The sequence below is a fragment of the Shewanella sp. TC10 genome, assembly GCF_009663145.1.
Lineage (GTDB): Bacteria > Pseudomonadota > Gammaproteobacteria > Enterobacterales > Shewanellaceae > Shewanella.
The window spans coordinates 31636-58032 of sequence record NZ_VKHR01000004.1; the positions used below are offsets into that span (position 1 = coordinate 31636).

Sequence of the window (26397 nt, forward strand, 5' to 3'; positions counted from 1 at the left end):
TAATGAGCCACCAGCACACTCCTCCTAACATTGCGGTTGTTGGCGCGGGTGCTATTGGTATGTTGATTTACCATCAACTAACTGCATCCACCACGCCTCTTTTATTGGGTAGAAACTTCACCTTAGCCACTGCAGAAAATCAGGCTGCGCAATTAACCCTTGAGCCGTTTTCAGGTAAAGTACTCTCAGCAGACGATCTAGCACCAGATGATCTAGCACCTGAAACACAAGCATGTTTAATAAATAACCTAGAGACTGTAACCCCAGAGCAACTTGCGACTATTGAGCTGGTTATTGTGTGTGTAAAGTCTTATCAAGTCGCAGCTGCAATAACGCCACTAATTGAAAAACTGCCAAACAACACAAGCTTATTATTGCTGCATAATGGTATGGGGCCGCACCTTCAAGTGATGGATGCTTTACAAAAGCAGTGTCGCAATGACATTAATTTATACCTTGGCACAACATCCCAAGCAGCCTTAAAAGTGTCAAACCTGCATGTTCGTCAAACTGGCACCGGAAAAACTGTTATTGGCCACTTTCATGGTTCAACCTTAGCGCCTCAATTGTTATCTCTGCTACTTGCAGCCATACCAAATAGTCAATTGAGCTCCAATATCTTGCTTGCGCTATGGCAAAAGCTCATTGTCAATTGTGCTATTAACCCACTGACCGCTATTGAGCAATGCAACAATGGCCAACTTGCTCAGGTTCAGTATCAAGCACATATAAATGCTATTGCCAAAGAATGTGTCGATGTTGCTCTAGCTGATGGCATTAAGTTGTCATTAGCTGATTCTGTAGCGACTATTAATCAGGTCATTCAACTGACCGCAAACAACTTCTCATCCATGCACCAAGATGTGAAACATCAACGTATGACAGAAATTAAGCAAATTAATGGGTTTGTTGGCGAGCGGGCACGCAAACATCATATTTCAACGCAGATTAATGATGCTTTAACGGCAAAAATTAATCAGATAACTGAAGATAAAGCTCAGTGATATACGCAACTAAAAATGCGTCTGATAAGTTAAATCCGTCAATGCCGATACCAATCCCTTTTAGCCATAAAATTCTGTTGGCTTATCTGCTCACCGGGGTATTAGCTCTGCTCAGTGTTGCTTTTTTCGACCGAAGCATTGCTGAATTTATGCATACACACAGTCAGTCCAACTTTTTGTTTGAAGGCTTTTCTAAAATACCATTATTGCTAGAAATATTAGCTGCAGCTATCGTGCTTTTGAGTTTTCATGCGCGCTATCAAACAACACTTTTTCATATACGCCGGATCATTATTCTTGTGGCAATTATTGCCAGTAGTATTCGAGTCGCAGCCAAAATAATATTTGGCCGAACTTGGCCTGAAACCTGGACCAAGGATAATTTGTCATGGATTTCTGATGGTGTTGAAGCATTCCACCCCTTCTCACTTTCAAATAGCTTCCATTCTTTTCCATCTGGTCATGCTTTATTGACCTTTGCCTTTGCCAGCTTATTTTGGCGCTTTGCTCCTCAATATCGACTAGTGTGGTTTTTGTGCATGATTGCGGTCATCATTGGCCAACTCGGCCAAAACTATCATTACTTAGGGGATTTACTGGCTGGAGGATTGATTGGCACCCTAGTGACTCATTTGACGATTAATCGCTATAGTCAGTTTTTTCAGGCGCAAAAAAAGGCTCAATAACGAGCCTTTAATCATTTTATTTTGGTAACAGCTTTACATCAGCTGGTTAAATATCAATACCAAAGCCAACGATAAATTGATAATCGTTTTCCTTAGGTGTGTTGCCATCGGAATCAGGTTGCGGACTACCTGTATGATCCCACACAAATGATAAATCTAAATCGAACATATCAGTCAGTTCAATTTCTAACGTTGCTAATGCATGATGAGTATAACCACCTGAGTCGTCATTACCGTACTGCACTCTATAAGACGTCACAAAATCGATATCACTGGTAATTTCTGTGTCGTAAACGGTTTCAATAACCACTGTTGCAGAGCTACTATCAGTTTCAGCACCATCTTCAACATTATCAAATTTAGTGTAGGTATAAGCGGGACCACCTGAGATGCTCCACTCGGTTTTTGAGTTATCTATGATGTTATAACCTAAACCAGAACCAACAGTGACCTTATACTCAATATTTAAGAACTTATCGGTATAGATTTCGGCAAAAATAGGCCTGATATAAAACTGCTTTGATAAGAACCAATCAAAATTAGTATTGATACGGTTATTGTTAATTTTCTCTTCGCTGTCAGATTTAGAATAGTTACCCAAATAATCAATATTGAAACGGGATTCAGTGGTGCGGCGAACCGTTTTGGCTATTGCGCTGTAATCTATTTGGTCAGTATTACCTGAGCGAAAGTTTGCCCCTAATGAAATCTTGCTAGACCAGTAATTTGACTCTGTTTGCTCGCCTGCAATAATCGTCAACATTTGGCTGCGCTCAAACTCTTGACCATCGATATACATCTTGCCATCTTTCACTACCAACTGGCCGCTTTTAGTTGATAAATCTAAAAAGCCAATACTGACAACACCAGCACTTTGTAGCTCTTTGACATCCTCCCAGTCGATAAAAATTGTGTCTAGCTCATCACTTTCAAATTCTAGTTGGTCGTCATAGAGGTTTTTAATCTCCCCCTTTAACAATTCTAACGAGGTAAATTGTAGCCAATCATACTCAGTATCTTGAGGCAGACTCAATTGCTCTGGCGTAAATGGAATGTCATCCTTAGTGGGGATTGATTGCGAATTAGCAACCAGTGGTTCGACCGTTTCAGCACTGGAAGCATCAACATCTTGCATAATACTTTCAGCGCTAATGGTCGCAGAAAGTAGGCTTGAACTAAACACTAACGATAAGCTTGCACAACTTAAAGCCATGCTCCACTTAGTGGCGAAACGCGATGCTTTTTTACGCGCAAAACGCTGAGTAACAAGATCCATAAAACACTCCCTGAATAATGATTTCTTTGTTTTATCTTCGCCAGTATAGTACGAAAAAACAACAAATTGAAATCACAATTGAGAGTTAGGAACTAATGAAATTAATCGAATGAGTCAATGCATTAAGCCTTAAGTCCACATAACTAAAATCGCGGCTACAGCGATCAGTACTAAACCCAATACTTCATTGATTTTAACTTTTTGTTTTAGCCAAAACACACTAATCAGCATAGTGAAAAACACTTCAATTTGACCTAGGGTTTTAACATATGGCACTTCTTGCAAGGACATCGCGCTAAACCAACCAATTGAAGCAATACAACTGCAAATACTAATGAGGATGGTCAACCTAGGCCGCTGCCATAAAGCGTGTAACGTCAGTCGATCTTTAATCCCAAGATAAGTCACCAATATCAAGGTTTGCAAGCTAATAACAGATAACAGCACCCAAGCGGCGCGGTGGGTAAAAGGAATAGAAACTGCAGAATCGACCATTAACAACAAACTCGCCTCTCGCACCCATAGCGAAGTAAAAGCAAATGCCACACCGCTACCAATACCAAGGACAACAGTGTTTAGCGACAAACGCCTAACTCCCTTTTGTGTGCTCAGTAACATCACTGCCACTGCGCCAACAATAACCCCGACCCAACCTAATAAACTTAAACTAGTACCAAAAAAGACTACACCTAAAATAGCAGCGACCAAGGCTTCACTTTTAGCAAACCCAGCGCCAACAGCAAAGTTTTTTAATTGGAATAGTTTAACCATCAAACCAGTGGCAAGGATCTGCATTAGCGAGGCTCCAATAACAAAAGCATAAAACTGATGACTAAAGCTCGGGATATCACTTGGCTGAAATTGATAAAGACTGAATAAATACAATGCGGCAATGGGGCCTGCCCAGATAAACCGTGCGAGTGTGACACCACTGACCTTAACTTGCTGACTGAGTTCGCTTTGAAAAGCATTGCGCCATGACTGCATAAAAGCGGCAAGTATTGTCAGTGCTATCCACATAGATTTATCCCAATAATTCAGAGCTTTGAGACAGATAAAGTATCACATTACCTAAATAGTAACCTTGATAACTTGTTCTAAGTTAGAGGAAATAAATTGGGTTGGCTCTAGCTCTAGTTATTCAAATGGAGCAATCAAGATAGGACGTAATTTATACTAAAGTGCGACCTATCTTTCTGAGGAAGACAAACTAACTGAAATAGCATAATGACAAACTGAGATGAGAAACAACTTAAATAAGCTTACTGGAAAGACCTAGTGAATACGACGCCACACTTCTGTTTCTTTAACCCCATTCACTTCCCCAACATGATGCCAGTAATCCACATCTACACCATGTTCTTGTTTGGTTTCAATCCAACCTTTAAATTTATATCGCTTACCATGGTGTTCAGCACGTGTCCCCTCTTTAATGGCTTCCACATAATAATCACCATCGACTTCAAATTTACCTGCAAGGTAACCTAAGAACACGCCATTCTCGGTATTAGTAAATGAGAATATGTCATCTTTTATCGACTTTACCGCAACCAAGCTTGAATTATCAGCAGTTAACACCTCACCATCGGGTTGCACATATTCACCTTTAATAAAGTACCAATTGCCGTTAAATGAATGGGCAAAACTATTAAAACTAATAAAAGTGGCCACGAACGCGATGAGTAATGCATGCTTCATATCAATTCCTTTTTAATATTGATTTGATGAGTTTCTTTAAAGATTTACCAAAGTAAAACAACTCGTTAATGAACAGCTATAAGCCATAATTAACGAGCAAGCATCAAAAGATAACAGCTTGCCCTTATCAGTCAACCGCTCAAAAAGTCTAAGACATCAGCTTAAGTGCAATATATGGACTAAATTTGGCAGCCATAATAAAGACTCAATAAACCAAAGTAATTCCGTTTTATATCATCGCTACGCATACAGCTAAGTTAATTGTCTAATAACGTGCAGTGGCTAATGCATAATGGTGACTAGATTAGAAGTTCACTAGCTTGTTTTTGGACAGAAACGAGTTTGTAATACCGCAATCAAAGGCGAGCGATAGCGAGTCCAACACCGAAGGGGCGATTTGGGCTTGCTTTGTTAAGCATTATTTCAACCTTTTAAAATAGACCGCGATAAGAACCACCATTAAAACAGGCATGACTAAAGTAGCTACGACCCAAACCCCTGTATATATAAGTACAAATTGATTAACTAAGGCGTAAAAAATATATGCGTACGCTGCTAACCTCTTCATCATCCAGAGACCTATAAAAGTGGCCAAACCAATTAAGGTCGCAATAGCTAAAAAGTATGGATACCAGGCCCCTACTATTGTTGCGGAATCAGTAAAAATAATTGGTAGAGAAATTAATCCCCCAACGAAATGAAGAATACAAACTATTGATATAAGAGCTGGTCGCTTCTTGGCTTCAATATCCAACTGTACTTCAGGTATTGACTCACTAAGGACTTCTTTGCTCAAAACAACCTCTCTATTGCCTGAATGCTTAACGCCTCAAACACCGGCTTGGTGAAGTTGGCGGCTTTTTTGGAACAAAAAGGGTGATAGCTTTTCCAAGTCCGCGTGCTTTGACTTGTTAACCGTTGCTTGGCACCAAACCATTTAATAACCATTCTTCCAGTGAAGAAGCCAATTGATAAACTTCACCATCTGCTTCCCATTCTATAATTATTTTTCCTTCAGGATCTATTGCGATTGGGCTTCCAGAGCCGTCCCAGCCAATGATAAAGCACTTGCCAATAGTCCAACCGTTTTCAATAGAGCACTCTTCATCAAATTTAGTGTGAGTTGAATGCAATTCATCGATGGAATCGACCCATTCTGAACCTATGATTCCTCCTCCGCAGTTTAAGAGAAACCATTTATAGTCTTCTGGCATCGCTCGACATACGTCCTCGAAGTCTTCGATCTGTTCGTCACTTGCTGGAGGATAAGAAATACCCAGCTCTCTAGCTTTCCAGAGTTCGAGAATTTTTACCTTAGATTTTTCGTTGATCATAAATTCACGGTTAACGCCAACAACACATGACGTGTTTTAAGTTGATTGAGTGAAGCGAAAGCAGCTTAAAACCGCTCCTGTGCTTGTTTTTGTTAGGAGTATTTGACAGATAAAATTTGGTCTATTTGCGGCTTTGTATACTTTTCCTCTGCCACAACCTCATCTGAATCTCCGTCATGATGATACTCACCTTCATCAAATGCTAAATAAACATCATAAGCAGGTGACGGCAATGCATTGTTGTTTGAGGATAAAAATACATCCTCAGTCAGGAAACCAAAAAGCCAATTGGCAGCACTATCACTAAATTCAAAGTCATAAACCTGCTCTTTGTAACCTTTAGCAAGAGTTATAGCGAACAAGTTCACAAACTCAACCAGCGTCATACTTTTAGACTTTGCAAATTCTACAGCCACATCGAAATCCAACTCGTCTTCACTCGCCTGACTAAGAATATGCTCTAGATTCACAGAAACCTCCTAACGCTTAACATATGGGGATTTTACGAGCGCTTTTGGCCGAAGGCCAGCGAGTAAAATTCCCACCATGATGTTTTTGTTATACACCCGTTTGTCTACCTTTTTGCCAATGATCTGGATAAGTACTTTTAAATACGATATTCAAATACTCGTAACGACTAATATGTTTTTTTAGATACGATCGCCTAAAGTAAAGTGCAGCAAAAAATGAGCATGATGTATACAAAAAGAATATTAGTAAAAAAATGGCGAACGCTAACAATTTCAGATTAGATACAAAGTCACTATTTCTCAATGGTTCGTTAATATCAATCCCAACAACGTCCAAATATTTAAAAAAGACTAAATAGGTAATGAAAAAGCCTACGACCGAACCATACGTGCCAACCTTCGACGATTTTTTATAGAAATACGGCTTTAAGTTCATTTGGCTTCGAATTGCACGTCCTAAAATACCAATCTCCCTGAGGGTGTATAACGCCCAATTAAGGGGCTTTTTATAGTTTGCTAAAATGTTGAACGAAGTGAAACCAGCAAACTGTAAAAAGTCCCACTTAAATTGCTTGTTATATACCTTATTCAGAATATCCATCAATTGGTACAACGGTTAAACGCTGCTCAAAAGTATGAAGCTTTAATAGATCTAAGTTTTTGGAATTAACGAAAATTACAAATGTCTCAATACTTCCAGTACTTGAATACGGATATAGAATTGTGCCTTTTGGCAACTCTCCAATAGCATCAGGAGAAGACTGCAAAGTTAACGGCTTCGTTAATTCAACTGCGCCTGATTCTAACAATTGCCACTTTTGCCAAAATGCTCCTGCGTAAAAGCAGAAAATAAAACCTAGAGTAATGCCAATAAATTTCAATTACGCCTCCATGCTCGACAAGGAATATAACAGCTTATTAGCGAGAATTCCGATAAACACCCCTAGGCTAATTACCAAACCCCTGTCACTTTTAGGCTTATTTTTTCAATATTTTTAATAACTTAACAGTCATTAAAATTTAAATCAATCGACTAAATACTGGATAAAACCGAGAATTGAGATAACCGAGAATTAACTTGGGTCGTTATGTAAACTCCCCTTAGAGTAAAATTAATATTTTTCAATCACATAGATTTATCAGGTTGGTGAATCCGAGAATTCTTGCTTTTACATAACGAGAAGCAAATGCTCTCAATTGCAGAGTTTTAATTATAACTGTATATCCACACAGTTAAATGAAGAAGGTAATCAAAGAGAACACAGGCTTAAATTAGTTGGGTCAGAGTAAAATTTATTCTAGGGTGGTTTGACACATCGGAATTAAATTTTTTGTTTAGTTTTATTGGCAAGATTGTCTTATATCACGACTTCAATCTAACCCATTGCCTGCCGCAGGCTTATGTGCAGATACAACTGCGAGACGCTGCAAGTACGTCCCTGTAAGCTCTGCCAAAACATCCATGTTTTGGAAGCTCGCTGCTGCATCTGCACTGGGATTATTGTCTCTTCGATTTAAACTTTATTCGCGTCAACTTAAAGATAAAAAAGATACAAATCTAAAAGACTCAGTTTGAATTGAGGACGCAGAGAAAATAGCGTGAGCCTGACAGGACGTCAGGCTAGCTTTCGTCGGGCCATGGATGGCCCATCGGAAGCGTTAGCATTTTCGAATAAGGCCGAAGCAGTCTACAAGTGAGGTTGAAAGCTAGATGATTCTCCGTTGGAAATTTTGCTGTTTAAATTTCGCCGGAGCTGCGGGGTGTTCTAAGAGGGAGTCGCAGTTCACTCCCTTTTAGTCTGGTGTGGGCGAAGCGCCACGACTTTGATTTAGACGTTGACCTAGACTTTGAATTTAGATGTTTATTCGAATCTAGAAATCAATAGCTGCCGAATGCTGTAACTAATAATGGAGCAAAAACGAGTTAGCGACACAGGGATTATTATCTCTTTGATTCAGCTTTTTAGTGACAAAGTTTGAAGGCTGATAGGTTCGATAAAATTTGAGGTCATCGAAAAAATGCTGTGCGTTTGACTTGGATACCAAGCTTGTTTTCTTTAAGCCACGGATGTCCGAACGGAAGCGTTAGGGCATTTCGGCAATGATCTAAGGCGGCTAAAAATAAAGTCTAAAGCTGGATAAATCCTCCTTGATTCTGGTGTAGGCGAAGCGCCACGACTTTGATCTTATGACCAACTAGAATATCAATATACTTCCTAATCCTATCCAAACAACGTTAAATTCAAGCCACAAAAAAGCCCTGAACTTAAGCATAAGTTCAGGGCTTTTTATAGAATCGATTATCTACTTACTGGTATCAATTGGCTCAAACGACTTAACCAAATCATCTACCGCTTTCATTTGAGTTAAGTAGTTTTCTAATTGATTTAATGGCAATGCACATGGGCCGTCACACTTGGCGTTATCTGGATCTGGATGCGCTTCAATGAACAAACCAGCAAGACCTAAAGCCATACCGCTGCGGGCAAGCTCTGTTGCTTGAGCGCGGCGTCCGCCAGCACTATCTGTACGTCCACCAGGACGTTGTAGTGCATGGGTTGCGTCAAAGATAACTGGGTAACCAGATTGCTTCATTTCATCCATACCCAGCATATCAACAACCAAGTTGTTATAACCAAAGCTTGAACCACGCTCACATAACATGATGTTGTCGTTACCCGCTTCGTTAAACTTCTTAATGATATGACGCATTTCATGGGGAGCGAGGAACTGCGGCTTTTTAACGTTAATGATTGAACCTGTCGCCGCCATTGCAACAACTAAGTCAGTTTGACGTGCCAAGAACGCTGGTAACTGAATAACATCAACCACATCAGCCACTGGCTGACACTGGTGAATTTCATGCACGTCAGTGATGATCGGCACATTGAAAGTTGATTTGATTTCTTCAAAAATCTTCAAACCTTCTTCCATACCTGGACCACGGTAGGAATTAACCGATGAACGGTTAGCTTTGTCAAAAGAGGCTTTGAATACATATGGAATGCCTAGCTTCTGTGTGACTTCTACATAATGCTCAGCAATCGACATGGCTAAATCACGAGACTCAAGCACGTTCATGCCACCGAATAAAACAAATGGTTTGTCATTTGCAATTTCAAGTTCGTTCAAACCAATGATTTTTTGTTCCATAGTCATATCTCTTTTATCAATACTCGTCGCGTTAAGTGTTTAACGAGACATAAAAATAAGGGCTAAACGGCGATAATTTGCAGTAACTGACCACATAACCACGCCATATATGTTCCTACAGCATAACCTAATACCGCCAATAACACGCCAACAGGTGCTAATGCTGGATGAAATGCTGCTGCAACCACAGGAGCCGATGCCGCGCCACCTACGTTTGCTTGGCTACCCACAGCCATATAAAACAGCGGGGCTTTAATCAGTTTAGCCACAATCAACATAAAGCTGGCGTGGACTATCATCCAAATAATACCAATAGCGAAGTACCACAGGTTTTGCTCATCAGCGAGCTTTGATACATCCATGTGCAGACCAATGGTCGCCACAAGAATGTATAAAAACGCAGAAGCCACTTTTGATGCGCCAGCGGCCTCTAAATGTTTTACTGGGCTAAATGACAACGCTAAGCCGATTGAGGTCACTAGTACTACTAACCAGAAAAACTTAGAGGTTAAACTGTAGTCTCGAGTCCAAGGATAGTTGGTTTCAAAAAATGGCCCTAAGAAGTCTGCTGCAAAATGCGCAAGACCTGTTACACCAAAACCAATAGCAACGATCAGCATTAAATCACGCAGTGACGGAATACGGGCATTCTCGGCGTGGTACTTTTCAACTTTTTCCTTTAATGCTTCAAGTGCAGTTGTATCCGCCCCTGTTTTAGCATCAATCTGCTTAGCCCGAGAAGCCATAAGCAGTAACACTGCCATCCAGATATTGGCTACGATGACATCAACGGTCACCATCACAGAGAATATACTGCCACCTGCTTCATAAATTTCTTTCATTGACGCTTGGTTAGCGCCGCCGCCAATCCAGCTGCCTGCAAGCGTTGTCATCCCGCGCCATACCGCATCAGGGCCATTGCCACCTAAAACATCAGGATTAATCGCTGAAATGATTAACAGCGCAATGGGACCGCCAATAACAATCCCCACTGTGCCTGTTAAAAACATCACAATGGCTTTAGGGCCAAGACTTAATATCGCTTTTAAGTCGACACTTAAAATCAGCAGCACTAAACATGCTGGTAATAAGTAACGCGAAGCCACGTAGTAAAGCTTTGAAGTGTCGCCATCGACAACCCCAAAAGTATTCAATAACGAAGGTAAGAAATAACACAGCAAAAGCGCTGGGATAAACTTATAGAATTTTTGCCAAAAAGGATGTGCTGAAGAACTGGTGTAAAAAACGAAGCCGAGAATAACAGCTAATAGGCCTAATGCCGTAGCATCATTAGTGACCATAGGACTGGCAGTCATGAAAAATCTCCCTTGCGAATGCATTTCATAGTGAATTATTTTTATTGTTTTGTGCTTAACGCACTTATTTTTATATTTTTTATTATGATTAAATCTAAAGCCGATTAACTCATTGCGGTTAATTTATTGGCTGTTTTAGTTGCGCTATTTTTACTCGCGATGGATCACTTACTTAGCGAGCATTTTTCCTTCGATATTCGGTGCGGGTATTATAAAAAATTCAGGCTCAATAAATGAGCCTGAATTCACACTTTACCAAACTAAATCTAATGGTAAGTTTGCGGTCTATCGCTTAACTCTTTTAATTGCATCTTTACGATTTCAGTCACGGGATCATGTGGACTGCTATCAATAAAGTGCTGTAAGTCAGACATAGCCACTTTAATACAACCCAATTGTTGAGCAATAAAAGCACGTTCACGATTCAAATTAACGTCGTCAGGATGCCACTGCAGTAGTAAATTACAACACTCCATTGCTTGCTCAAATTGATGAGTCACAATACAGCCTGCTTTTAACTCATGCAGCATGCGCGTAATTAATCGTTTTAGCGAAGCAGTTTTTAGGTACTTTGGCTTTAACATCGCCGAGTTACCTAATTCACCACGCACTAAAAGGTGTAATTGATGACGACTTAGTTCCTGACCTGTTAACGGGTCGATATAGACTATGTTGTCATTAATACGAGAACGCACTACCGTTTGTCCCGGTAGCAATACCGCATCTAAGGTAATATCAAGTTGTTTAGCCAGTAAAATCATTACCGTCGCCAGTGTCGTACTATTGCCTTGGCGACTCATAATACAACTACCTAAATCGGCGGCTTCAACACTGAAATAATCTTCACGTGCGCAAAAACCTAAGTCGGTATAAAACCAACGAAGCAAGCCGTCTAAGCGTTGCTGTGGATTTTCCACATGCAAACTCATCACTGAGCCGGCAATTTCATACCAAGCCCAGAGTGCTTTTTTCTCTTGAGAAAAACCTAAATGCTGCGTAATTTCGAATGCAGTGTCGGGGATCTTCACTACATCATTCATTTGATGTTTAGCCATGAAACTCTATTAACCCATTAATACAACTTGTTTAAAATGAGCCAGCCTGGCAGCTAATACGAGCCATCCAATAGCGCCTAAAAAGGCAAAGATTTTAAAGAATTTATTGCGGTTGCCTTTTAAGGCCATTACACCTAAACCGATGTAAGCAAGTACTGCAAGAAGCTTCTCTGTCATCCACGCATCCACAAATGGATACTGCTTGATCATGAAGCACAAAGTCAGTCCTGACAATAATAAGAAGGTATCAATTACATGAGGCGCAACCTTAACAAACTTCTTATCCATTACTGGAGATTGACGCATATGCAGCACAAAGCGAGTAATAAAGAATATCACACTTAATAATATGAAGGTTAAGTGGGTGTGCTTAACTGCAGGATATAAACTGTAAAAGGTTTCCATTATTGTTTTTCTCTTTTGAACTACAGATAAAATGGCCGCTAGTTTACTCGATCAAGCGACCCTATAGCAATTTTAAGAAAACCTAAGCTTAATTGCCGCCCGCTGACAAATAATTCACTTATCTGACAGTGAATTAACTATGACTTAGGGTTCCACTGACCTAAAGTACAGCGATCGTTACTGCCAAAATCACGCACCGTGGCGACATTCTCATAACCTAGATCTATTAGTTTTTGCCTTACTGTTAACGCTTGCTCAAAGCCGTGTTCTAGTAGCAGATAACCGCCCTCAGATAAATGCGCTCTAGCATGCTCGGCAATATGAAATAAATCCGCAAAACCTTGCTCAGCAGCCGTTAGTGCACTTGATGGTTCAAAACGAACATCACCTAAGTCTAAGTGAACATCGGTTTCATCGATGTACGGAGGGTTGGACACAATCAAATTAAAATCTTGATGTTCTACAGCACTGAACCAGTCAGATTGCAGTATTTGAACATGAGCGAGATTTAAGTTTTCACGATTGGCTTTTGCTAATTCAACTGCATCACCCACTTTGTCGATAGCGGTCATCTGCCACTCTGGGCGTTCAGAGGCTAATGACAAGGCAATAGCGCCAGTTCCTGTGCCTAAATCCAATACTTTTGCATTGTTATTTAACGGCAAGTTAAGTGCTGTTTCGACTAATATTTCTGTATCAGGACGCGGGATAAGTGTGGTGGCATTTACAATAAATGGCAGAGACCAAAATTCACGTTCACCAATAATATGTGCAACAGGCATACCCTGCTTACGCTTTTCAATCATGGTTTGAAACGATTTAAATTGGTCTGCTGTGAGTACCTTTTCAGGCCAAGTGTAGATAAAACTACGCTGCTTATTAAGACAATGCAGAAGCAAAGCTTCTGCATCAATATTAGCCGACTCTGACGAGTCGACTAACTGGCTATAAGCCCATTGCAAAGATTCCGCAATGGTAGAAAAAGAAGACTGTGGCAACGTCTTTCCTTAGTCATTTTAATAGTCTTTTTTATAGCCATTGAAACTAGCTATTAAAACTTACTATTAAAGTAAGTCTTTTAAATTAATCGTCAGCTAATGCAGCAAGCAAATCAGCTTGTTCTTCTTGCATCAATGGCTCAATGATGGAGTTTAAGTCACCTTCCATAATTTCATTTAAGCGATAAAGCGTTAAATTAATGCGGTGTTCGCTCATGCGACCTTGTGGGAAGTTATACGTACGAATACGTTCAGAGCGATCGCCACTGGCGACTAAGTTACGACGAGTAGATTCTTCTTCACTACGACGCTTTTCATCTTCAACCGCTTGCAGGCGAGCTGAAAGAACACTCATTGCTTGTGCACGGTTCTTATGCTGCGAACGTTGATCCTGACATTCCACCACAATACCTGAAGGTACGTGAGTAATACGAATTGCAGAATCGGTTTTGTTGACGTGCTGACCACCGGCACCTGATGCGCGGAAGGTATCCACTTTCAAGTCTGCTGGATTAATTGAAATTTGTTCAGCTTCTGGAACTTCTGGCAATACCACAACAGTAACAGCAGAGGTATGAACACGGCCTTGAGATTCAGTTTCAGGTACACGTTGAACACGGTGTCCACCTGACTCAAACTTAAGCTTACCGTACACACCTTCACCGCTCACTTGAACAATCAGCTCTTTAAATCCACCATGCTCGCCTTCGTTAGCGTTCATGATTTCCATTTGCCATTTGTTCGATTCGCAGTAACGTGAATACATACGGAATAAGTCACCCGCAAAAATCGCTGCTTCATCACCACCTGCACCTGCGCGGATTTCAATAAAGGCATTACGATCATCGTTAGGATCTTTAGGCAGCAGTAAAATTTGCAATTCGTCTTCAAGACGGGCAATTTCTGATTTTGCTTCTTTGATTTCTTCTTGGGCCATCTCACGCATTTCTGCGTCATCTTCAGTTAACATTTCGTTTGCAGACTCAAGGTTATCTTGAGCCTCTTGAAATGAAGTGAAGCTTTTAACGATGTCTTCTAATTGAGAAAATTCTTTTGATAAGGCACGAAAGCGGTCTTGATCCGCAATTACACTCGCATCACTTAGTAATGCTAACACTTCTTCATTACGTTCAAGCAAGCCTTCCAGCTTGCGAATAACCGACTCTTTCATTTAACTCTATTACCTTAATTTTTATCTAAACCAAGCGTGACGCGTAATTGGCCTAAGGTATTCAAGTCTCCTTGACGACTAGCAGATGTTAACGCTTGTGTCGGTGCATGGATTAAGCGATTAGTTAGGCGATTAGCTAACTCTAAAATCACTTGTTCATTGTCACCACCTTGAGTCAATTTGTTCAAGGCGCGTTCTACTAGTTCGTCTTTAATTGCCAAACTTTGGCTACGGTATTCTCGAATACTATCTACAGACTCTAACGAACGTACCCACTCCATAAATACATGGGCTTGCTCATCGGCAATTATCTCTGCTTGCTCGGCGGCTTCTTTACGCGAAGCCATGTTCTGTTCAATGATGCTGTGCAAATCGTCCACAGTATAAAGGAAAGCATCGTCTAATTCGCCAACTTCTGCTTCAATATCTCGTGGAACGGCAATATCAACTAATAACATCGGTTGATGACGTCGTTGTTTCAGCGCCTTTTCAACCATGCCTTTACCCAATATAGGTAACGGACTGGCGGTAGAGGATATCACGATATCGGCTTTAGGTAGATAGTCAGGTATTTCTTGTAGCGTAATTGCTGTGGCATTGAACTCTTCACACATGGCTTGAGCGCGCTTAACCGTTCGGTTAGCAACCACAATGCCAGCAACTTCATTGTCTTTTAAATGTTTAGCAACCAGTTCAATTGTTTCACCAGCGCCAATTAACAATACGTTAGTGGTGCTCAGTGACGAGAAAATATGTTTGGCCATGCTAACAGCAGCAAATGCCACTGACACTGCTGCGGCGCCGATTTCAGTTTCGGTACGCACTTTCTTAGCAACAGAGAAGGTATTTTGAAATAGGCGATCAATCGTGACAGCGGTCGTACCCGCTTCTTTAGCTTTTACAAAAGCTTGTTTCACTTGGCCTAAAATTTGGGGTTCGCCCAGCACTAACGAGTCAAGTCCAGAAGACACGCGCATTAAATGCTTGGCGCACTCTTGATTCTCGTAGCTGTAGATACAAGGCATTAATTCTTCATGGGTCAAGTCATGATAATCTTCTAGCCACTCAATAATGTCTGCTTTAGATCCATTATTACAATAGAGTTCGGTGCGATTACATGTTGACACGATCACGGCTTCACCAGAACTAGTGCGGCTCGCCAGACTCTTCATGGCGTCATGAATCTTATCCGGTGAAAAAGCGACTTTCTCACGAAGGTCGACCGTGGCGGTTTTATGATTTATTCCGATTGCTACTAGGCTCATTTGACTCGTTTTAAGTTCTTCGCGGGATCATTAATTAGGCTATTCTACTTAATTGCCAAAACTAAAAACACAATTGGCTTAACAAAACCGAATAATTGTCTATATTTTTTCTAAATATTCTATCTTGTTAACAAAACGATAGGAAAGTTGACCAATTCTATTAAACATTATGATGCCTATAAACATCTAACAAGCAAAGCATTCTTACTATATTTACTTCTATAGGTTAATAAAAACCCAAAAATCAAAATGGATTTTTACAATACTGCTTTAGGTCAGTATTATAAAGTAACACTATATATAGGTAGCGAACTCTTTTGCGATATTTAACATTTTCCTTCCAACGCTTAATGCTGCTTTGTTGTCTATTTCTAGCAGCTTGTTCGGTTAAGCCTCCCCATACTCTGACCAATATTGACGTATCACAAGCCAGTGAAGCCAATGCCTGGGAAATACAGGGAAAGCTTGCGTTTCGCTCGGATGCCGATAAGTTCAGTACCAATTTGTTTTGGTTCCATGACAACACCTTTAACGAGCCGCAAGATGAATTAAAACTCACGACAGTTATAGGCACAACGGTTTTATCGTTAACTTCTCAATATGGTTTAGCCAGTATCGATGTACAAGGCAAAACTTATACCGATAGCAATCCGCAGCAACTGATTTCTCGGGTCAGTGGCATGCAGATACCGTTAAATAAATTGCCTTTGTGGATCACAGGTCAAGTCACTGATGATGATCAGGTTTTAGAATATAACCAAGATGGCACTATAAAAGCGTTCACCAGTAAAGATGTGGGTGAAGACTGGCAGGTTAAATTTATCAGTTACCAGCAACAGAGCGGCGCCAACGTCCCACGGTTACTACAAATTAATCGCGCAGATGTGCAAATTAAAATTCAGATTAACCAATGGCAAGCTTTAGCGCCTGTGATTAATCCTATTTAGCCATATATAGTTAGGTTAACTCATATTTAGTTAACCTAACTCGAGCTTAAGACATCACAAACCGGCTTATCTTAAGCTTGTATTTGCTTAACCAGACTTACGTTCAAACTTTATATTGTCACTAAGAAGCATTTTATGACCACAAACCTAAGCAACACTGTCAACATTTCAAAAAACTGGCCTGCACCAGCAAAGCTTAATTTATTTTTGCACATCACAGGTCAACGCGCTGATGGTTATCATGAACTGCAAACCTTGTTTCAGTTTATTGATCAATGTGATTATTTGGACTTTTTACCCACTGAAGATAAATCCATAAGATTACATTCGGAATTATCAAAAGTTGTCGCAGAAAAAGATAACTTAATTCTAAAAGCCGCAAAATCATTACAGGAATATTGCAATTATCAGGGTGGCGCCGAGATTTGGTTACGTAAAAACTTACCTATGGGTGGAGGTTTAGGCGGTGGTTCATCAGATGCTGCGACCACATTAATTGCCCTAAATAAGTTGTGGCAACTTAATTTACCTCAACAAACTTTAGCTGAAATCGGCCTTAAACTTGGTGCGGATGTCCCTGTTTTTATTAATGGTTTTGCAGCTTTTGCCGAAGGTGTTGGTGAGCGTTTAGTTAATGTTCAGCCAGCAGAATTATACTATTTAGTCATAGTGCCAAATGTACATGTATCTACTCAGGCTATTTTTCAAGATCCACTACTGCCCCGTAACACGCCTAAGTTATTAATAGATACATTAATGGATAATAAATGGACAAATGATTGTCAGAGCTTGGTCGCAGAAAAGCACCCCCAAGTTGCCAATGCATTAAGCTGGCTGGTAGAATATGCGCCGTCAAGAATGACCGGAACTGGCGCATGCGTCTTCGGTGAATTCGAACAGCAACAAACAGCGTTAGATGCTCTGGCAAAACTGCCTAAATCTATGCAAGGTTTTGTTGCTAAAGGCTTGAATCAGTCACCTTTGTTGACCCGATTAAGCCAAAGTTAACATATTTCTAAAAGTGTATTACGATAAAGTTTACTGTTTAGTTCACAGTCATTTATCCACATTTTTAGCCACTAACATTAAAGCCAACACCTGAGGTTCATAAAGTGCCCGATATCAAGCTCTTTGCTGGTAACGCTACCCCTAAACTAGCCAAAAAAATAGCCGACCGTTTATTTTGCAAACTTGGCGATGCAGTAGTAGGCCGTTTCAGCGACGGTGAAATCAGTGTTCAAATCAATGAAAACGTACGTGGTGCTGATGTATTTATCATCCAGTCTACTTGCGCACCGACTAACGACAACCTAATGGAACTTATCGTTATGGTTGACGCGTTACGTCGTGCATCTGCAGGCCGTATCACTGCCGTTATTCCTTACTTCGGTTATGCTCGTCAAGACCGTCGTGTACGTAGTGCTCGTGTACCAATTACTGCGAAAGTTGTTGCTGACTTCCTTTCAAGTGTTGGTGTTGACCGCGTACTAACTTGTGATTTACACGCAGAGCAAATTCAAGGTTTCTTTGATGTGCCTGTTGATAACGTGTTTGGTAGCCCAGTGTTACTAGAAGACATGTTAGGTAAAGAACTTGATAACCCAGTTGTGGTTTCTCCAGACATTGGTGGTGTAGTACGTGCTCGCGCTGTAGCTAAACTACTTGATGATTCTGACTTAGCAATTATCGATAAGCGTCGCCCACAAGCGAACGTTGCTCAGGTAATGCATATCATTGGTGACGTACAAGGTCGCGACTGTATCATCGTAGATGACATGATCGATACTGGCGGCACACTTTGTAAAGCTGCTGAAGCATTAAAAGAACATGGCGCAAACCGTGTTTTTGCTTACGCAACTCACCCAGTATTCTCAGGCAACGCAGCAGCTAACATTGCTGAATCAGTAATCGATGAAGTTATCGTCACCGATACTGTACCGTTAAGCCCTGAAATGCTTAAAGTTGAAAAAGTGACTCAGCTGACTATGTCAGCGGTACTTGCAGAAGCTATTCGTCGCGTAAGCAACGAAGAGTCTATCTCTGCGATGTTCCGTCACTAATAAGCAAGTTATTTGCTCGTCGTAAAAAAACGCACTCCATGAGTGCGTTTTTTATTGGCTATGATTTATTGCTCATGATTTGATATCTGTAGTTTGTGCTAATTGTTTGTGCCATTCGTTTATTACCAACCGTTTATTGCCAATAGTTTATTGCAAATTGTTTAGAACCAGTTACCCATCCCTGTTATCTAACCTAGGCTGAAAAACCATCTAGATAAATCCCTCATAACTCAGTACCCTATTGGGCATAACAATATTAAAAATTAAGCGCTCAACTCCATGTTCAATTTCAAACTAAAGCTCTGCTCATTGATAAGCTTATGTTTTATCAGCCTGCTATTACCTTCACAAGCATTAGCCCAGTGGCATCAAAAAAGCTTTAAAGTGATGGGAACTCAAGCCCATGTAGAGTTTTGGCTTGCTGATAATGATTCGACAATTGAAAACGCAAGCTCAGCATCTGAATTGATTAGCGCAGTCGAACAGGAGATGAACCGTATCGACAGGTTAATGAGTCCTTACAAAGCTGATAGCGAATTAAGCAAAATCAACCAACTGGCAGGAAAAGAGGCCGTTGTTATTAATCAAGAACTGTTTGATTTGCTGCTTGATTCACACAAGATTGCTGAGCTGACAAACGGCACATTTGATATCACTTACGCCTCAATTGGTTATCAATACGATTACCGCCAAGGGCAAAAACCTGCAGAAAATGAAATTCACCAAACCCTTGATGCCATTGATTATCGTGCAGTTATATTAGATAAGCAGCAATCTAGCGTTAAATTTCAAAACCAAGATGTCAGAATAGATCTAGGCGGCATCGCCAAAGGCCACGCAGTAAAGCAGTGCCTAGCCATACTTAAAGCCGCAGGTATCGAACATGCCCTTGTGAGTGCAGGCGGTGACACAGGACTATTAGGTGACAGGCGCGGTCGCCCTTGGTTTGTTGGCATTAAACATCCACGCGCGGCTGAAAAAACAGCAGTGCAATTACCGTTAAGTAATGAGTCAATCTCTACCTCTGGTGATTACGAGCGTTACTTCATCGAAGATGGCGTGCGTTACCATCACATTATTAATCCAAAAACGGGCGACTCAGCCAGAAAAGTGGTCAGCGTGTCCATCATTGGTAAAGACTCAACTTACGTTGATGCCCTATCGACAGCCGTGTTTGTAAAAGGCTTACAAGAAGGCATGGGGCTAATTAACCAACTTCCAGAATATGAAGCGATTATTATTGATAATCAGCAAACCTTGCATGTATCTAAAGGGTTACAAGAGAATTAGATAAGTGGTGGATTAATGGCATTTGCTTAGTTTTTCTGCCCCTACTTATTTGTAGGGACAAATATTAGTTGATTGATATAAGCAGCGAAGAAGCATAAGCAATGCATTTTACTTCCTTTGAACAACTCGTTATGTAGCAACTAACTCCGTATTGTAGCTTTTTTAAATAAAAAACATCCTGTTACTGCAAGAGTTCCGATTGCAACAGAATATAATGGCATTTCAAAAAAGAACATATTCATGGTTCTCTGGCCATCATGCTCTGTATTTGATGCCCACAATAGACCAATAACACAAAGAACTAACCAAGGTAAAAGAGCAATACTGAGGCGTAATATAAAATTACCGAGAGCAAACTTAAACTGATACCAAATTGCAATTGCAGGAATGACTAGAAGCCCACCATACCAAAATAAAACACTTCCTATTTCTATATAGAAAGCGCATAAAATTGCCAGTGTCGAGCAAAGTAAATTAATACTATTTTGTTTGAACATTCCGCTCATACCCATGCTGCATAACACTCTGATTTATATGGTTAATATATACTATTGAAATAATAAACAAGTTGATAGGTGGCAAAGCTAGTCCCCAAATAAATCCCCTAACATTACAACTAAAGCTATTAACTTATCTGATTTAGGTATTTTTCTTCTTGGGTTTTTAATTAAGTAACACAGGTTGATGTAAAATCAGAATCTAAACTTTTAGATAAATTATAATTACCATCATCCAAGGCTTATCATTCATTGCAGAATATCCGTAGCATATAACGCCATTTAATTTGTAAAGCATTAATTGGCTGGGCTTTTGGAGCCTTGAAATCAAAAGAACAACTTGCGTAATCTAATCAAAATTCTTGTTAGCTAGCATTACTTTTTTGTTGAAGTGCCTTTCGCCTTAAATGCCTTTTCATAGCTTGCGTCGATGGATACTTAGGCAAGGCTAGCCATAAAACAATGTATATTATTACTGGTATAGCTAAAAATAAACTTGAGATAATAAAAGCCATACGTAAACCATTCTTTCTCAGGTGATAATAATCAGCCAAGCCAGAGCAAACACCTCCTATAATGGTAGATTCACCACGAGTTAACACATTAACTTTTTCTAAATCCCGCATGCTATCTCCATTTGCCTGCTAGTATTTGTATAGTGCGTATACATATTTAATAAAAAGTATTTTTCCCCTGACCAAAGCAAAGCTATTGATCAATAAGTACTCTATCAAAGTCCTATTGCATAAACGAGCATCAATATTTCGAAGTGTTCAATTGTGAAGAAGGTTTATATCATTGCTTCATCTACAAAGTTCATTTGAATTAAGAGCAACGTCGTGGCGCTTCGCCCACACCAGAGCAAAGGGAGTGGACGGCAACTCCCTCTTGCATCCCCCTCGCCGCTCCGGCGAAATTTAAACAGCAAAATTTCCAACGGAGTCTGATCCAGCTTTAACCTTCTTTTGCAACCTTCTTCGGTAAGCTGCAAAAATCACTAACGCTTCCGATGGGGCGTCCCTTCCCCTCGAAAGCTAGCCAGTATCTTATGTGCAGGATGCACTAAATGCCTTGAAGCACATGGATGTGCGAGAAAGGCCATGTCTGGACTCACGCGATTTTCTTGCTTACCTCAATTCAAATTGAGCATTCATAATCTAAAAAGACACTCTAAGAGTTTGGGCTGAACAAATGAATCAGCCGACACAAGGAAACCATTGAAATTGCTGAAATGCGTTGAAGACTCTTTGTTATGAAAATAGCGTAAGCCTGACAGGAAGTCTGGCTAGCTTTAGTTGGCCATGGATGGCCTATCTAAAGCGTTAGCTATTTTTGAATAAGCATGAAGATTGCTCGCTTTTAAGAGCAATTTCGTAGGGGCGGCAAGGGATGTCGAGAAGGGAAATGCTGTTGTTTCCCTTTCGTCGGGTGTGGGCGAAGCGCCACGACTTTGATTCTAGTTTTGGTTTTCAGCTAAAATTAAAAACAAATTTAAAAACAAATTTGAAAACAAAAAAGCTCAGAGAAAACCTCTGAGCTTTTCAATTTAACCTGCAAAATAAACCGATATTTTAATCAAACTATCGGTTGAAACGCTGTCAGTGAATCCAGCATTGTGCTGTTCCCTAACCCTTGTCTTGGTGCCACCGTATTAAACTGGCCTTGTTCACCATGCAGTGCCATGTAGTTCAGTAACACCGTATCTACTAACAAGTTGACGTTATTCGCCGATGGCGCTGATGCAGTATCCACTGAGGCATCTGAGCGCATAAAACCAATCTGTTGACTTTGTGCCATTTGATCAGCATTAGCTCCCATCAATTGTGGTTTACCTGAAGGGTTATACACTAAGAAGAATGATGCCCCCGTAGATGAGTTATCACCTGTCCACTCACCCTTGCCTCGCCCTTCCATTGACTCATCAATGCGGCCATTACTGGCAACTGAGCCATCACTGAATACATACATCATCAAAGGTTGGTTACGACGAGCTGCATATTCCAAACATGCGCCCATACAACGCCCTGCACGTAAATCTCTTAGCTCACCCGTACCACGCTCACCAGTATGGTAATCAAAACCACCCATAGTGACTGTGCCGGCGCCAGAAAAACCATTAACTACTAGCTTCATAATCGAGGCAGTTTTTTGAAACTCAGATTCTGAGTCAAATTCGTTAATAGTAAATATGCCGCTTGGCCCAACAATATCAGGATCTAACACTGGGTTAAGTGTTGATGGGTCGCCAAATCGGTCTGCTAAATCCGCACTTTTGACATAACCGCAATTAACTAAGTCTTTAATCACATCATCGCGGGTGACTTGAGTATTCACAGATCCCATTTTTTGGGCACTGATCCGTTGAATACTTTCCATTACGGTAACGGCATCACGCTGTGACAGCAGACTGAATAAATCGCCAACATCCACTAAACCTGTTACGTCTGAGGGACGGTCAATCTTGGTAGGCCGCATACTTAAATCAATAAAGTTATTCGCTGCCATAGAGTTGCCGCCAGAATCAGTGCTGCGCGAGCCAATGAGTGGCATTAACGAGCCGTTAGCCCCCGCTGCTGCAATGGCATACATGGGGTTATGTGGGTTATTGCCAGTATCATTATCAGAGCGACACGGGATCACTGCGCCATTAATCCGAGAGGCAGTATCCGCTGATACTTTCTCTAAAATTCCCCGCAAAAATGAAGAGTCGGAATGAAAAGCCAACCCTAAATCTGTATTGATAAAATCAGACATACCAACATCAGGGTTAGCAATCGATGGCGCCATATCACCGGGTAAACCCAGCTTGTTATAACCCGCAGTAGAAAGAAAATCTTGCTGGCCACCAGCGCCGCCAACCAATACGTTTGAGCCGGCGATATTAGCACCACCTGCTAGGTCGAAACTGATAAACGGAATTTTACCAGCGCCTTGAACGCTTATTCCACACGAATCCCGCAGCGCTTCTAAATCTGCTGATAAAGCGGCATTGGCTTGGTTTGGACTGGCAAACATGCTCATTAATGATAAACCTGCGACCGCTTGACCACCTTTAACCAACCCGGTTGAGATGAACTCACGGCGAGTCATAGGTTTACGATGATCGGAAAACAATAAAGGACTGTCAGGATGGAGATGAGTACGTTTAGTCATATTGAAGTCCTTTCACACTGTTTTTAATCACACTGACTTTGTTGAGTTTTATATCATTCAAACTCTTTGCATAAGAATGAGCATTAATTTGATGACAAACCAAAGCAGTTAAATGAGTCTTGCTCATGGTTGCTAAGGGAGTCATATCGATTTGATTAGTCATTATCACTCTCCTATTGAATCAGCATAACGGCGCTGGCTAATACTGCCGCACACGAGGCTTTAGCAATGGTCTGAGTTCGCTCTGCGTCGCAATTTGTGCCGCAAACTGACAAGTTAGTGACCAAAGAATCAAGTTCGCCATACACTAATGCACTATCCGGTTGTGTCGATAAACTCAGCGGCATTAACTGGTTAATTAATGGAGTTAAAAAATTATCTCGGTTACTGGCACTAAGTGCATCTGCTGGCGCTTGAGTGAAGTCGATATTTGGAAACCAGTTACTGCGAATATCGTTATCATCGATTGCGACATCACAGTAAGCGATAGCAAGTTGAGTCACGCCCATCTGCTGCGCCGAAATAAAGGTGTCGATATTTTCAATACTCGGCAATTGACGCTTAACCAAATCATATGTTGTGAACACTTTGGCGGTATCTTGCGTAACACCAGTTAGCACGCTCATGGTATGGTTGATTTCAGCAAAGTTTCGCAAACCTATGTGGGCAGTTTCAGTGGTTGCCGGCAACTCATCTGGGGTGACAATAACCCCTGGAACCACCACATTGACATGCTCGCCAATTTGTTCGAAAGTTAAAAAGAATTCATCCTGACTTGCGCCCTTTTCAAGGCCGATAATCGTGCCTAATGCTGATAACGGCATAGGCTCAGCTAATGCTTGGCCACTGGTAATAGATAAGTCGAGATTTGAATATGCCTGACCTTGAGCGCTTTCTTTACCATTCATGCCAATGCGAATAGAGCGCATATCGAATGGTTCAGAGACTGGGGTGCCATCAATATTCACTAGCGAAGCGCCCGTAAACAAGTAGCTGTAATTATCGAACTGACTCACTTCAAACATCACGTAAGTTTCAGGCAAATCAATTAAATGACTAACCGAGAAAAGTAAGAAGAATTTCTCACCCACGCCCACATCATAATTTTGGCTAATCTGCTCTTGTTCTAATACACGGTTATAAATGGCTAATAAGCGAATGTCGCCTTGCCATACATGCTGATTAGATGCTTCACGGCCTAAAATTAATGCAAAACTGTCGTCCCACGAGGCCAGTGGTGCAATATCTTCATCAACCACCTCAATAAGATTACCGTTAATGTATATACGACGACCTTCTGTGGCGTTATAGGTAAGCACCACATGTTGCAGTGTCGCTTGCAATACTTCATCTGCATCTGGCGTACTTAATGCAGGCTCACCATTAACGCTTGAGCTTTCGGTTCGTAGCATAAAGTCGTAGTTATATTGAGTCTGACCTAAGGTAAAGTTACGGGCATCATCTCCTGCTGAATAAGTGATGATTCTGGCAGGGCCTTCTTGGGTCACATTATTAGGGGTAACCCAAGCTTCAATAGAAAACTCACCTGTTGAAGTGATTAAGTCATGAAGTTTTTTACTGTTCGCAGTGCTCGCTTGCGCTTTACCGTTAGTAAACGATAAGCCCCAACTTCCAAGCCATTCAACATCACCCGTCAGTGATAAGTTAGCTTCAGGCGCGATACCAGAAGTATCGTACGCTGTTGCACCCTCTCCAGTTTTAAATTGATAAAGGGCAATAACGTCAGTCTCAAATCGACCTCCACTTGAAGCCGTTATACCATCTGTCAGCCTTAGGGATTTAGATACCACCATCTCAGGCGATATTTGATCAAGTTCAATAGCATCACTCATGGCAGTAATGGCAGCCAACATTTCATTGCTATTTTCTTGGCAATTAGTCCAACAGTTATGGAACTCGCTACCTAAACGCACGACCAAACGCGATTGAGCAGGCTCATCGATATTGATGACATTTTTAGCCGACTCGTAAGCTTGAGTAATATCGTTACTGGCAAAAAATGGTGACTGAGCAAAAGTCGCTCCTTCGTTATGGCAATCAACGCAGTACTGGCTGACAATTGGATAAACATGTTGAGAAAATAAGCCGCTATCATCAGGAAAGCTTTTACTTGAACCTGGCTCTCGAATAACCGGCGCAGTTAATTCAATGGTATTGGCACTACTAACCCGTTCATCCGACCATAATTTGATCCACGAAATCATGGTTTCGCCACAGGCGCTGTCACTGTCTAACCAGCAGTTATGGCCACCAGCGACTTTTTCAACTAAACGAGATGAAACAGGATCGGCTAAATCCACCAGTGGATTGGTGGCAGCATAGGCATCATTAACATCTTCACGGTTAGCAAAGTATGGCGCTTGATTGCCTTCTGTATGACAAGCTCCACAACGATTTTGACCTGAAATGTTATCCCACAATGACACCTTATATTTTTGAATATCCTCAGTGGCAGGTGCAGGCCCTGTGTAGACATCTGAATCAGGGTCTTGCTGCTGAGGAGGATTACTTTCAACATCACCACCGCCACAGGCAGTTAATGCCAGTGACAGGGTTAATACTGAGAATAGCGATAGCTTTTTATGAATAAGTTTCACC

The 26397-nt window shown here is 41.0% G+C and carries 25 protein-coding genes; 6 read left to right on the forward strand and 19 right to left on the reverse strand.

The window, feature by feature from the left end:
* The first annotated feature begins 2 nt into the window (after positions 1-2).
* Both FNZ24_RS02085 and FNZ24_RS02090 read left to right on the forward strand, forming a co-directional pair.
* A complete protein-coding gene (locus tag FNZ24_RS02085; RefSeq protein WP_153912772.1) occupies positions 3-1004 on the forward strand; it encodes a ketopantoate reductase family protein in 1002 nt (333 codons plus the stop codon).
* Positions 1001-1690, forward strand: coding sequence for a phosphatase PAP2 family protein (locus FNZ24_RS02090; RefSeq protein WP_153912773.1), 690 nt, complete (start codon positions 1001-1003; stop codon positions 1688-1690). The genes FNZ24_RS02085 and FNZ24_RS02090 overlap by 4 nt, the downstream gene beginning before the upstream one ends.
* A gap of 46 nt (positions 1691-1736) precedes the next feature.
* Here FNZ24_RS02090 and FNZ24_RS02095 read toward each other — a convergent pair whose 3' ends face one another.
* The 14 genes from FNZ24_RS02095 to hemA form a co-directional block, all read right to left on the reverse strand.
* Positions 1737-2966 (reverse strand): DUF481 domain-containing protein, encoded by a 1230-nt coding sequence (locus FNZ24_RS02095; protein ID WP_228768343.1) that lies wholly within the window; start codon positions 2964-2966, stop codon positions 1737-1739.
* Positions 2967-3095: 129 nt separating this feature from the next.
* Positions 3096-3986 carry a DMT family transporter gene (locus FNZ24_RS02100; RefSeq protein ID WP_153912774.1) on the reverse strand — a complete coding sequence of 297 codons (891 nt, stop codon included), beginning with the start codon at positions 3984-3986 and terminating at the stop codon, positions 3096-3098.
* A gap of 255 nt (positions 3987-4241) precedes the next feature.
* Entirely contained in the window at positions 4242-4664 is a 423-nt protein-coding gene (locus FNZ24_RS02105) for a hypothetical protein (RefSeq protein WP_153912775.1), read from the reverse strand.
* Between the two features lie 418 nt (positions 4665-5082).
* Positions 5083-5460, reverse strand: coding sequence for a hypothetical protein (locus FNZ24_RS02110; protein WP_153912776.1), 378 nt, complete (start codon positions 5458-5460; stop codon positions 5083-5085).
* Between the two features lie 115 nt (positions 5461-5575).
* Positions 5576-5998 carry an SMI1/KNR4 family protein gene (locus FNZ24_RS02115; protein ID WP_153912777.1) on the reverse strand — a complete coding sequence of 141 codons (423 nt, stop codon included), beginning with the start codon at positions 5996-5998 and terminating at the stop codon, positions 5576-5578.
* A gap of 92 nt (positions 5999-6090) precedes the next feature.
* On the reverse strand, positions 6091-6468 hold the full coding sequence (locus FNZ24_RS02120) for a hypothetical protein (protein WP_153912778.1): 378 nt from the start codon (positions 6466-6468) through the stop codon (positions 6091-6093).
* Positions 6469-7052: 584 nt separating this feature from the next.
* Positions 7053-7349 carry a hypothetical protein gene (locus FNZ24_RS02125; protein ID WP_153912779.1) on the reverse strand — a complete coding sequence of 99 codons (297 nt, stop codon included), beginning with the start codon at positions 7347-7349 and terminating at the stop codon, positions 7053-7055.
* A 1423-nt stretch (positions 7350-8772) separates the two neighbouring features.
* Entirely contained in the window at positions 8773-9621 is an 849-nt protein-coding gene (gene kdsA, locus FNZ24_RS02130) for a 3-deoxy-8-phosphooctulonate synthase (RefSeq protein WP_153912780.1), read from the reverse strand.
* Between the two features lie 62 nt (positions 9622-9683).
* On the reverse strand, positions 9684-10937 hold the full coding sequence (locus FNZ24_RS02135) for a DUF819 domain-containing protein (RefSeq protein WP_153912781.1): 1254 nt from the start codon (positions 10935-10937) through the stop codon (positions 9684-9686).
* Positions 10938-11203: 266 nt separating this feature from the next.
* Positions 11204-11992: a SirB1 family protein gene (locus FNZ24_RS02140; protein ID WP_153912782.1), complete on the reverse strand. Its 789-nt coding sequence runs from the start codon at positions 11990-11992 to the stop codon at positions 11204-11206.
* Between the two features lie 9 nt (positions 11993-12001).
* Positions 12002-12397 carry a SirB2 family protein gene (locus FNZ24_RS02145; RefSeq protein WP_153912783.1) on the reverse strand — a complete coding sequence of 132 codons (396 nt, stop codon included), beginning with the start codon at positions 12395-12397 and terminating at the stop codon, positions 12002-12004.
* 137 nt (positions 12398-12534) lie between these two features.
* On the reverse strand, positions 12535-13395 hold the full coding sequence (prmC, locus tag FNZ24_RS02150; protein ID WP_153912784.1) for a peptide chain release factor N(5)-glutamine methyltransferase: 861 nt from the start codon (positions 13393-13395) through the stop codon (positions 12535-12537).
* 85 nt (positions 13396-13480) lie between these two features.
* On the reverse strand, positions 13481-14566 hold the full coding sequence (gene prfA, locus FNZ24_RS02155; protein ID WP_153912785.1) for a peptide chain release factor 1: 1086 nt from the start codon (positions 14564-14566) through the stop codon (positions 13481-13483).
* Positions 14567-14580: 14 nt separating this feature from the next.
* On the reverse strand, positions 14581-15831 hold the full coding sequence (gene hemA, locus FNZ24_RS02160) for a glutamyl-tRNA reductase (protein WP_153912786.1): 1251 nt from the start codon (positions 15829-15831) through the stop codon (positions 14581-14583).
* 317 nt (positions 15832-16148) lie between these two features.
* On the opposite strand from hemA, the gene lolB reads away from it, so the two are divergent.
* From lolB to FNZ24_RS02180, 4 genes are all read left to right on the forward strand, one after another.
* On the forward strand, positions 16149-16778 hold the full coding sequence (lolB, locus tag FNZ24_RS02165; protein ID WP_228768344.1) for a lipoprotein insertase outer membrane protein LolB: 630 nt from the start codon (positions 16149-16151) through the stop codon (positions 16776-16778).
* A 135-nt stretch (positions 16779-16913) separates the two neighbouring features.
* Positions 16914-17786, forward strand: a complete 873-nt coding sequence (gene ispE / locus FNZ24_RS02170; protein WP_153912787.1) for a 4-(cytidine 5'-diphospho)-2-C-methyl-D-erythritol kinase — start codon at positions 16914-16916, stop codon at positions 17784-17786.
* A 104-nt stretch (positions 17787-17890) separates the two neighbouring features.
* Complete coding sequence (locus tag FNZ24_RS02175) at positions 17891-18838, forward strand: ribose-phosphate pyrophosphokinase (RefSeq protein WP_102528060.1); 948 nt, start codon at positions 17891-17893, stop codon at positions 18836-18838.
* 279 nt (positions 18839-19117) lie between these two features.
* Entirely contained in the window at positions 19118-20128 is a 1011-nt protein-coding gene (locus tag FNZ24_RS02180) for an FAD:protein FMN transferase (RefSeq protein ID WP_153912788.1), read from the forward strand.
* A gap of 140 nt (positions 20129-20268) precedes the next feature.
* On the opposite strand, the gene FNZ24_RS02185 is transcribed toward FNZ24_RS02180, so the two are convergent.
* The 5 genes from FNZ24_RS02185 to FNZ24_RS02205 all read right to left on the reverse strand — a co-directional run bounded on the left by FNZ24_RS02185 (position 20269) and on the right by FNZ24_RS02205 (position 26396).
* On the reverse strand, positions 20269-20625 hold the full coding sequence (locus FNZ24_RS02185) for a hypothetical protein (RefSeq protein WP_194944977.1): 357 nt from the start codon (positions 20623-20625) through the stop codon (positions 20269-20271).
* A gap of 365 nt (positions 20626-20990) precedes the next feature.
* On the reverse strand, positions 20991-21251 hold the full coding sequence (locus tag FNZ24_RS02190) for a PspC domain-containing protein (protein WP_153912790.1): 261 nt from the start codon (positions 21249-21251) through the stop codon (positions 20991-20993).
* 949 nt (positions 21252-22200) lie between these two features.
* Positions 22201-23778: a general secretion pathway protein GspF gene (locus tag FNZ24_RS02195; protein ID WP_153912791.1), complete on the reverse strand. Its 1578-nt coding sequence runs from the start codon at positions 23776-23778 to the stop codon at positions 22201-22203.
* Positions 23771-23941 (reverse strand): hypothetical protein, encoded by a 171-nt coding sequence (locus tag FNZ24_RS02200; protein ID WP_153912792.1) that lies wholly within the window; start codon positions 23939-23941, stop codon positions 23771-23773. Before FNZ24_RS02200 ends, FNZ24_RS02195 begins: the two co-directional genes overlap by 8 nt.
* 10 nt (positions 23942-23951) lie before the next feature.
* Positions 23952-26396, reverse strand: a complete 2445-nt coding sequence (locus tag FNZ24_RS02205; protein WP_228768345.1) for a LamG domain-containing protein — start codon at positions 26394-26396, stop codon at positions 23952-23954.
* Between the last annotated feature and the right edge of the window lies 1 nt (position 26397).

Bases quoted from the DNA above. Each gene is read 5' to 3' on its own strand.
- ispE (WP_153912787.1), top strand. From the start codon at position 16,914: ATGACCACAAACCTAAGCAACACTGTCAACATTTCAAAAAACTGGCCT.
- FNZ24_RS02105 (WP_153912775.1), bottom strand. From the start codon at position 4,664: ATGAAGCATGCATTACTCATCGCGTTCGTGGCCACTTTTATTAGTTTT.
- FNZ24_RS02145 (WP_153912783.1), bottom strand. From the start codon at position 12,397: ATGGAAACCTTTTACAGTTTATATCCTGCAGTTAAGCACACCCACTTA.
- FNZ24_RS02195 (WP_153912791.1), bottom strand. From the start codon at position 23,778: ATGACTAAACGTACTCATCTCCATCCTGACAGTCCTTTATTGTTTTCC.
- kdsA (WP_153912780.1), bottom strand. From the start codon at position 9,621: ATGGAACAAAAAATCATTGGTTTGAACGAACTTGAAATTGCAAATGAC.
- FNZ24_RS02135 (WP_153912781.1), bottom strand. From the start codon at position 10,937: ATGACTGCCAGTCCTATGGTCACTAATGATGCTACGGCATTAGGCCTA.
- FNZ24_RS02095 (WP_228768343.1), bottom strand. From the start codon at position 2,966: ATGGATCTTGTTACTCAGCGTTTTGCGCGTAAAAAAGCATCGCGTTTC.
- prfA (WP_153912785.1), bottom strand. From the start codon at position 14,566: ATGAAAGAGTCGGTTATTCGCAAGCTGGAAGGCTTGCTTGAACGTAAT.
- FNZ24_RS02180 (WP_153912788.1), top strand. From the start codon at position 19,118: ATGTTCAATTTCAAACTAAAGCTCTGCTCATTGATAAGCTTATGTTTT.
- FNZ24_RS02085 (WP_153912772.1), top strand. From the start codon at position 3: ATGAGCCACCAGCACACTCCTCCTAACATTGCGGTTGTTGGCGCGGGT.
- FNZ24_RS02190 (WP_153912790.1), bottom strand. From the start codon at position 21,251: ATGCGGGATTTAGAAAAAGTTAATGTGTTAACTCGTGGTGAATCTACC.
- hemA (WP_153912786.1), bottom strand. From the start codon at position 15,831: ATGAGCCTAGTAGCAATCGGAATAAATCATAAAACCGCCACGGTCGAC.
- FNZ24_RS02100 (WP_153912774.1), bottom strand. From the start codon at position 3,986: ATGTGGATAGCACTGACAATACTTGCCGCTTTTATGCAGTCATGGCGC.
- FNZ24_RS02140 (WP_153912782.1), bottom strand. From the start codon at position 11,992: ATGGCTAAACATCAAATGAATGATGTAGTGAAGATCCCCGACACTGCA.
- FNZ24_RS02200 (WP_153912792.1), bottom strand. From the start codon at position 23,941: ATGACTAATCAAATCGATATGACTCCCTTAGCAACCATGAGCAAGACT.
- FNZ24_RS02115 (WP_153912777.1), bottom strand. From the start codon at position 5,998: ATGATCAACGAAAAATCTAAGGTAAAAATTCTCGAACTCTGGAAAGCT.
- FNZ24_RS02185 (WP_194944977.1), bottom strand. From the start codon at position 20,625: ATGTTCAAACAAAATAGTATTAATTTACTTTGCTCGACACTGGCAATT.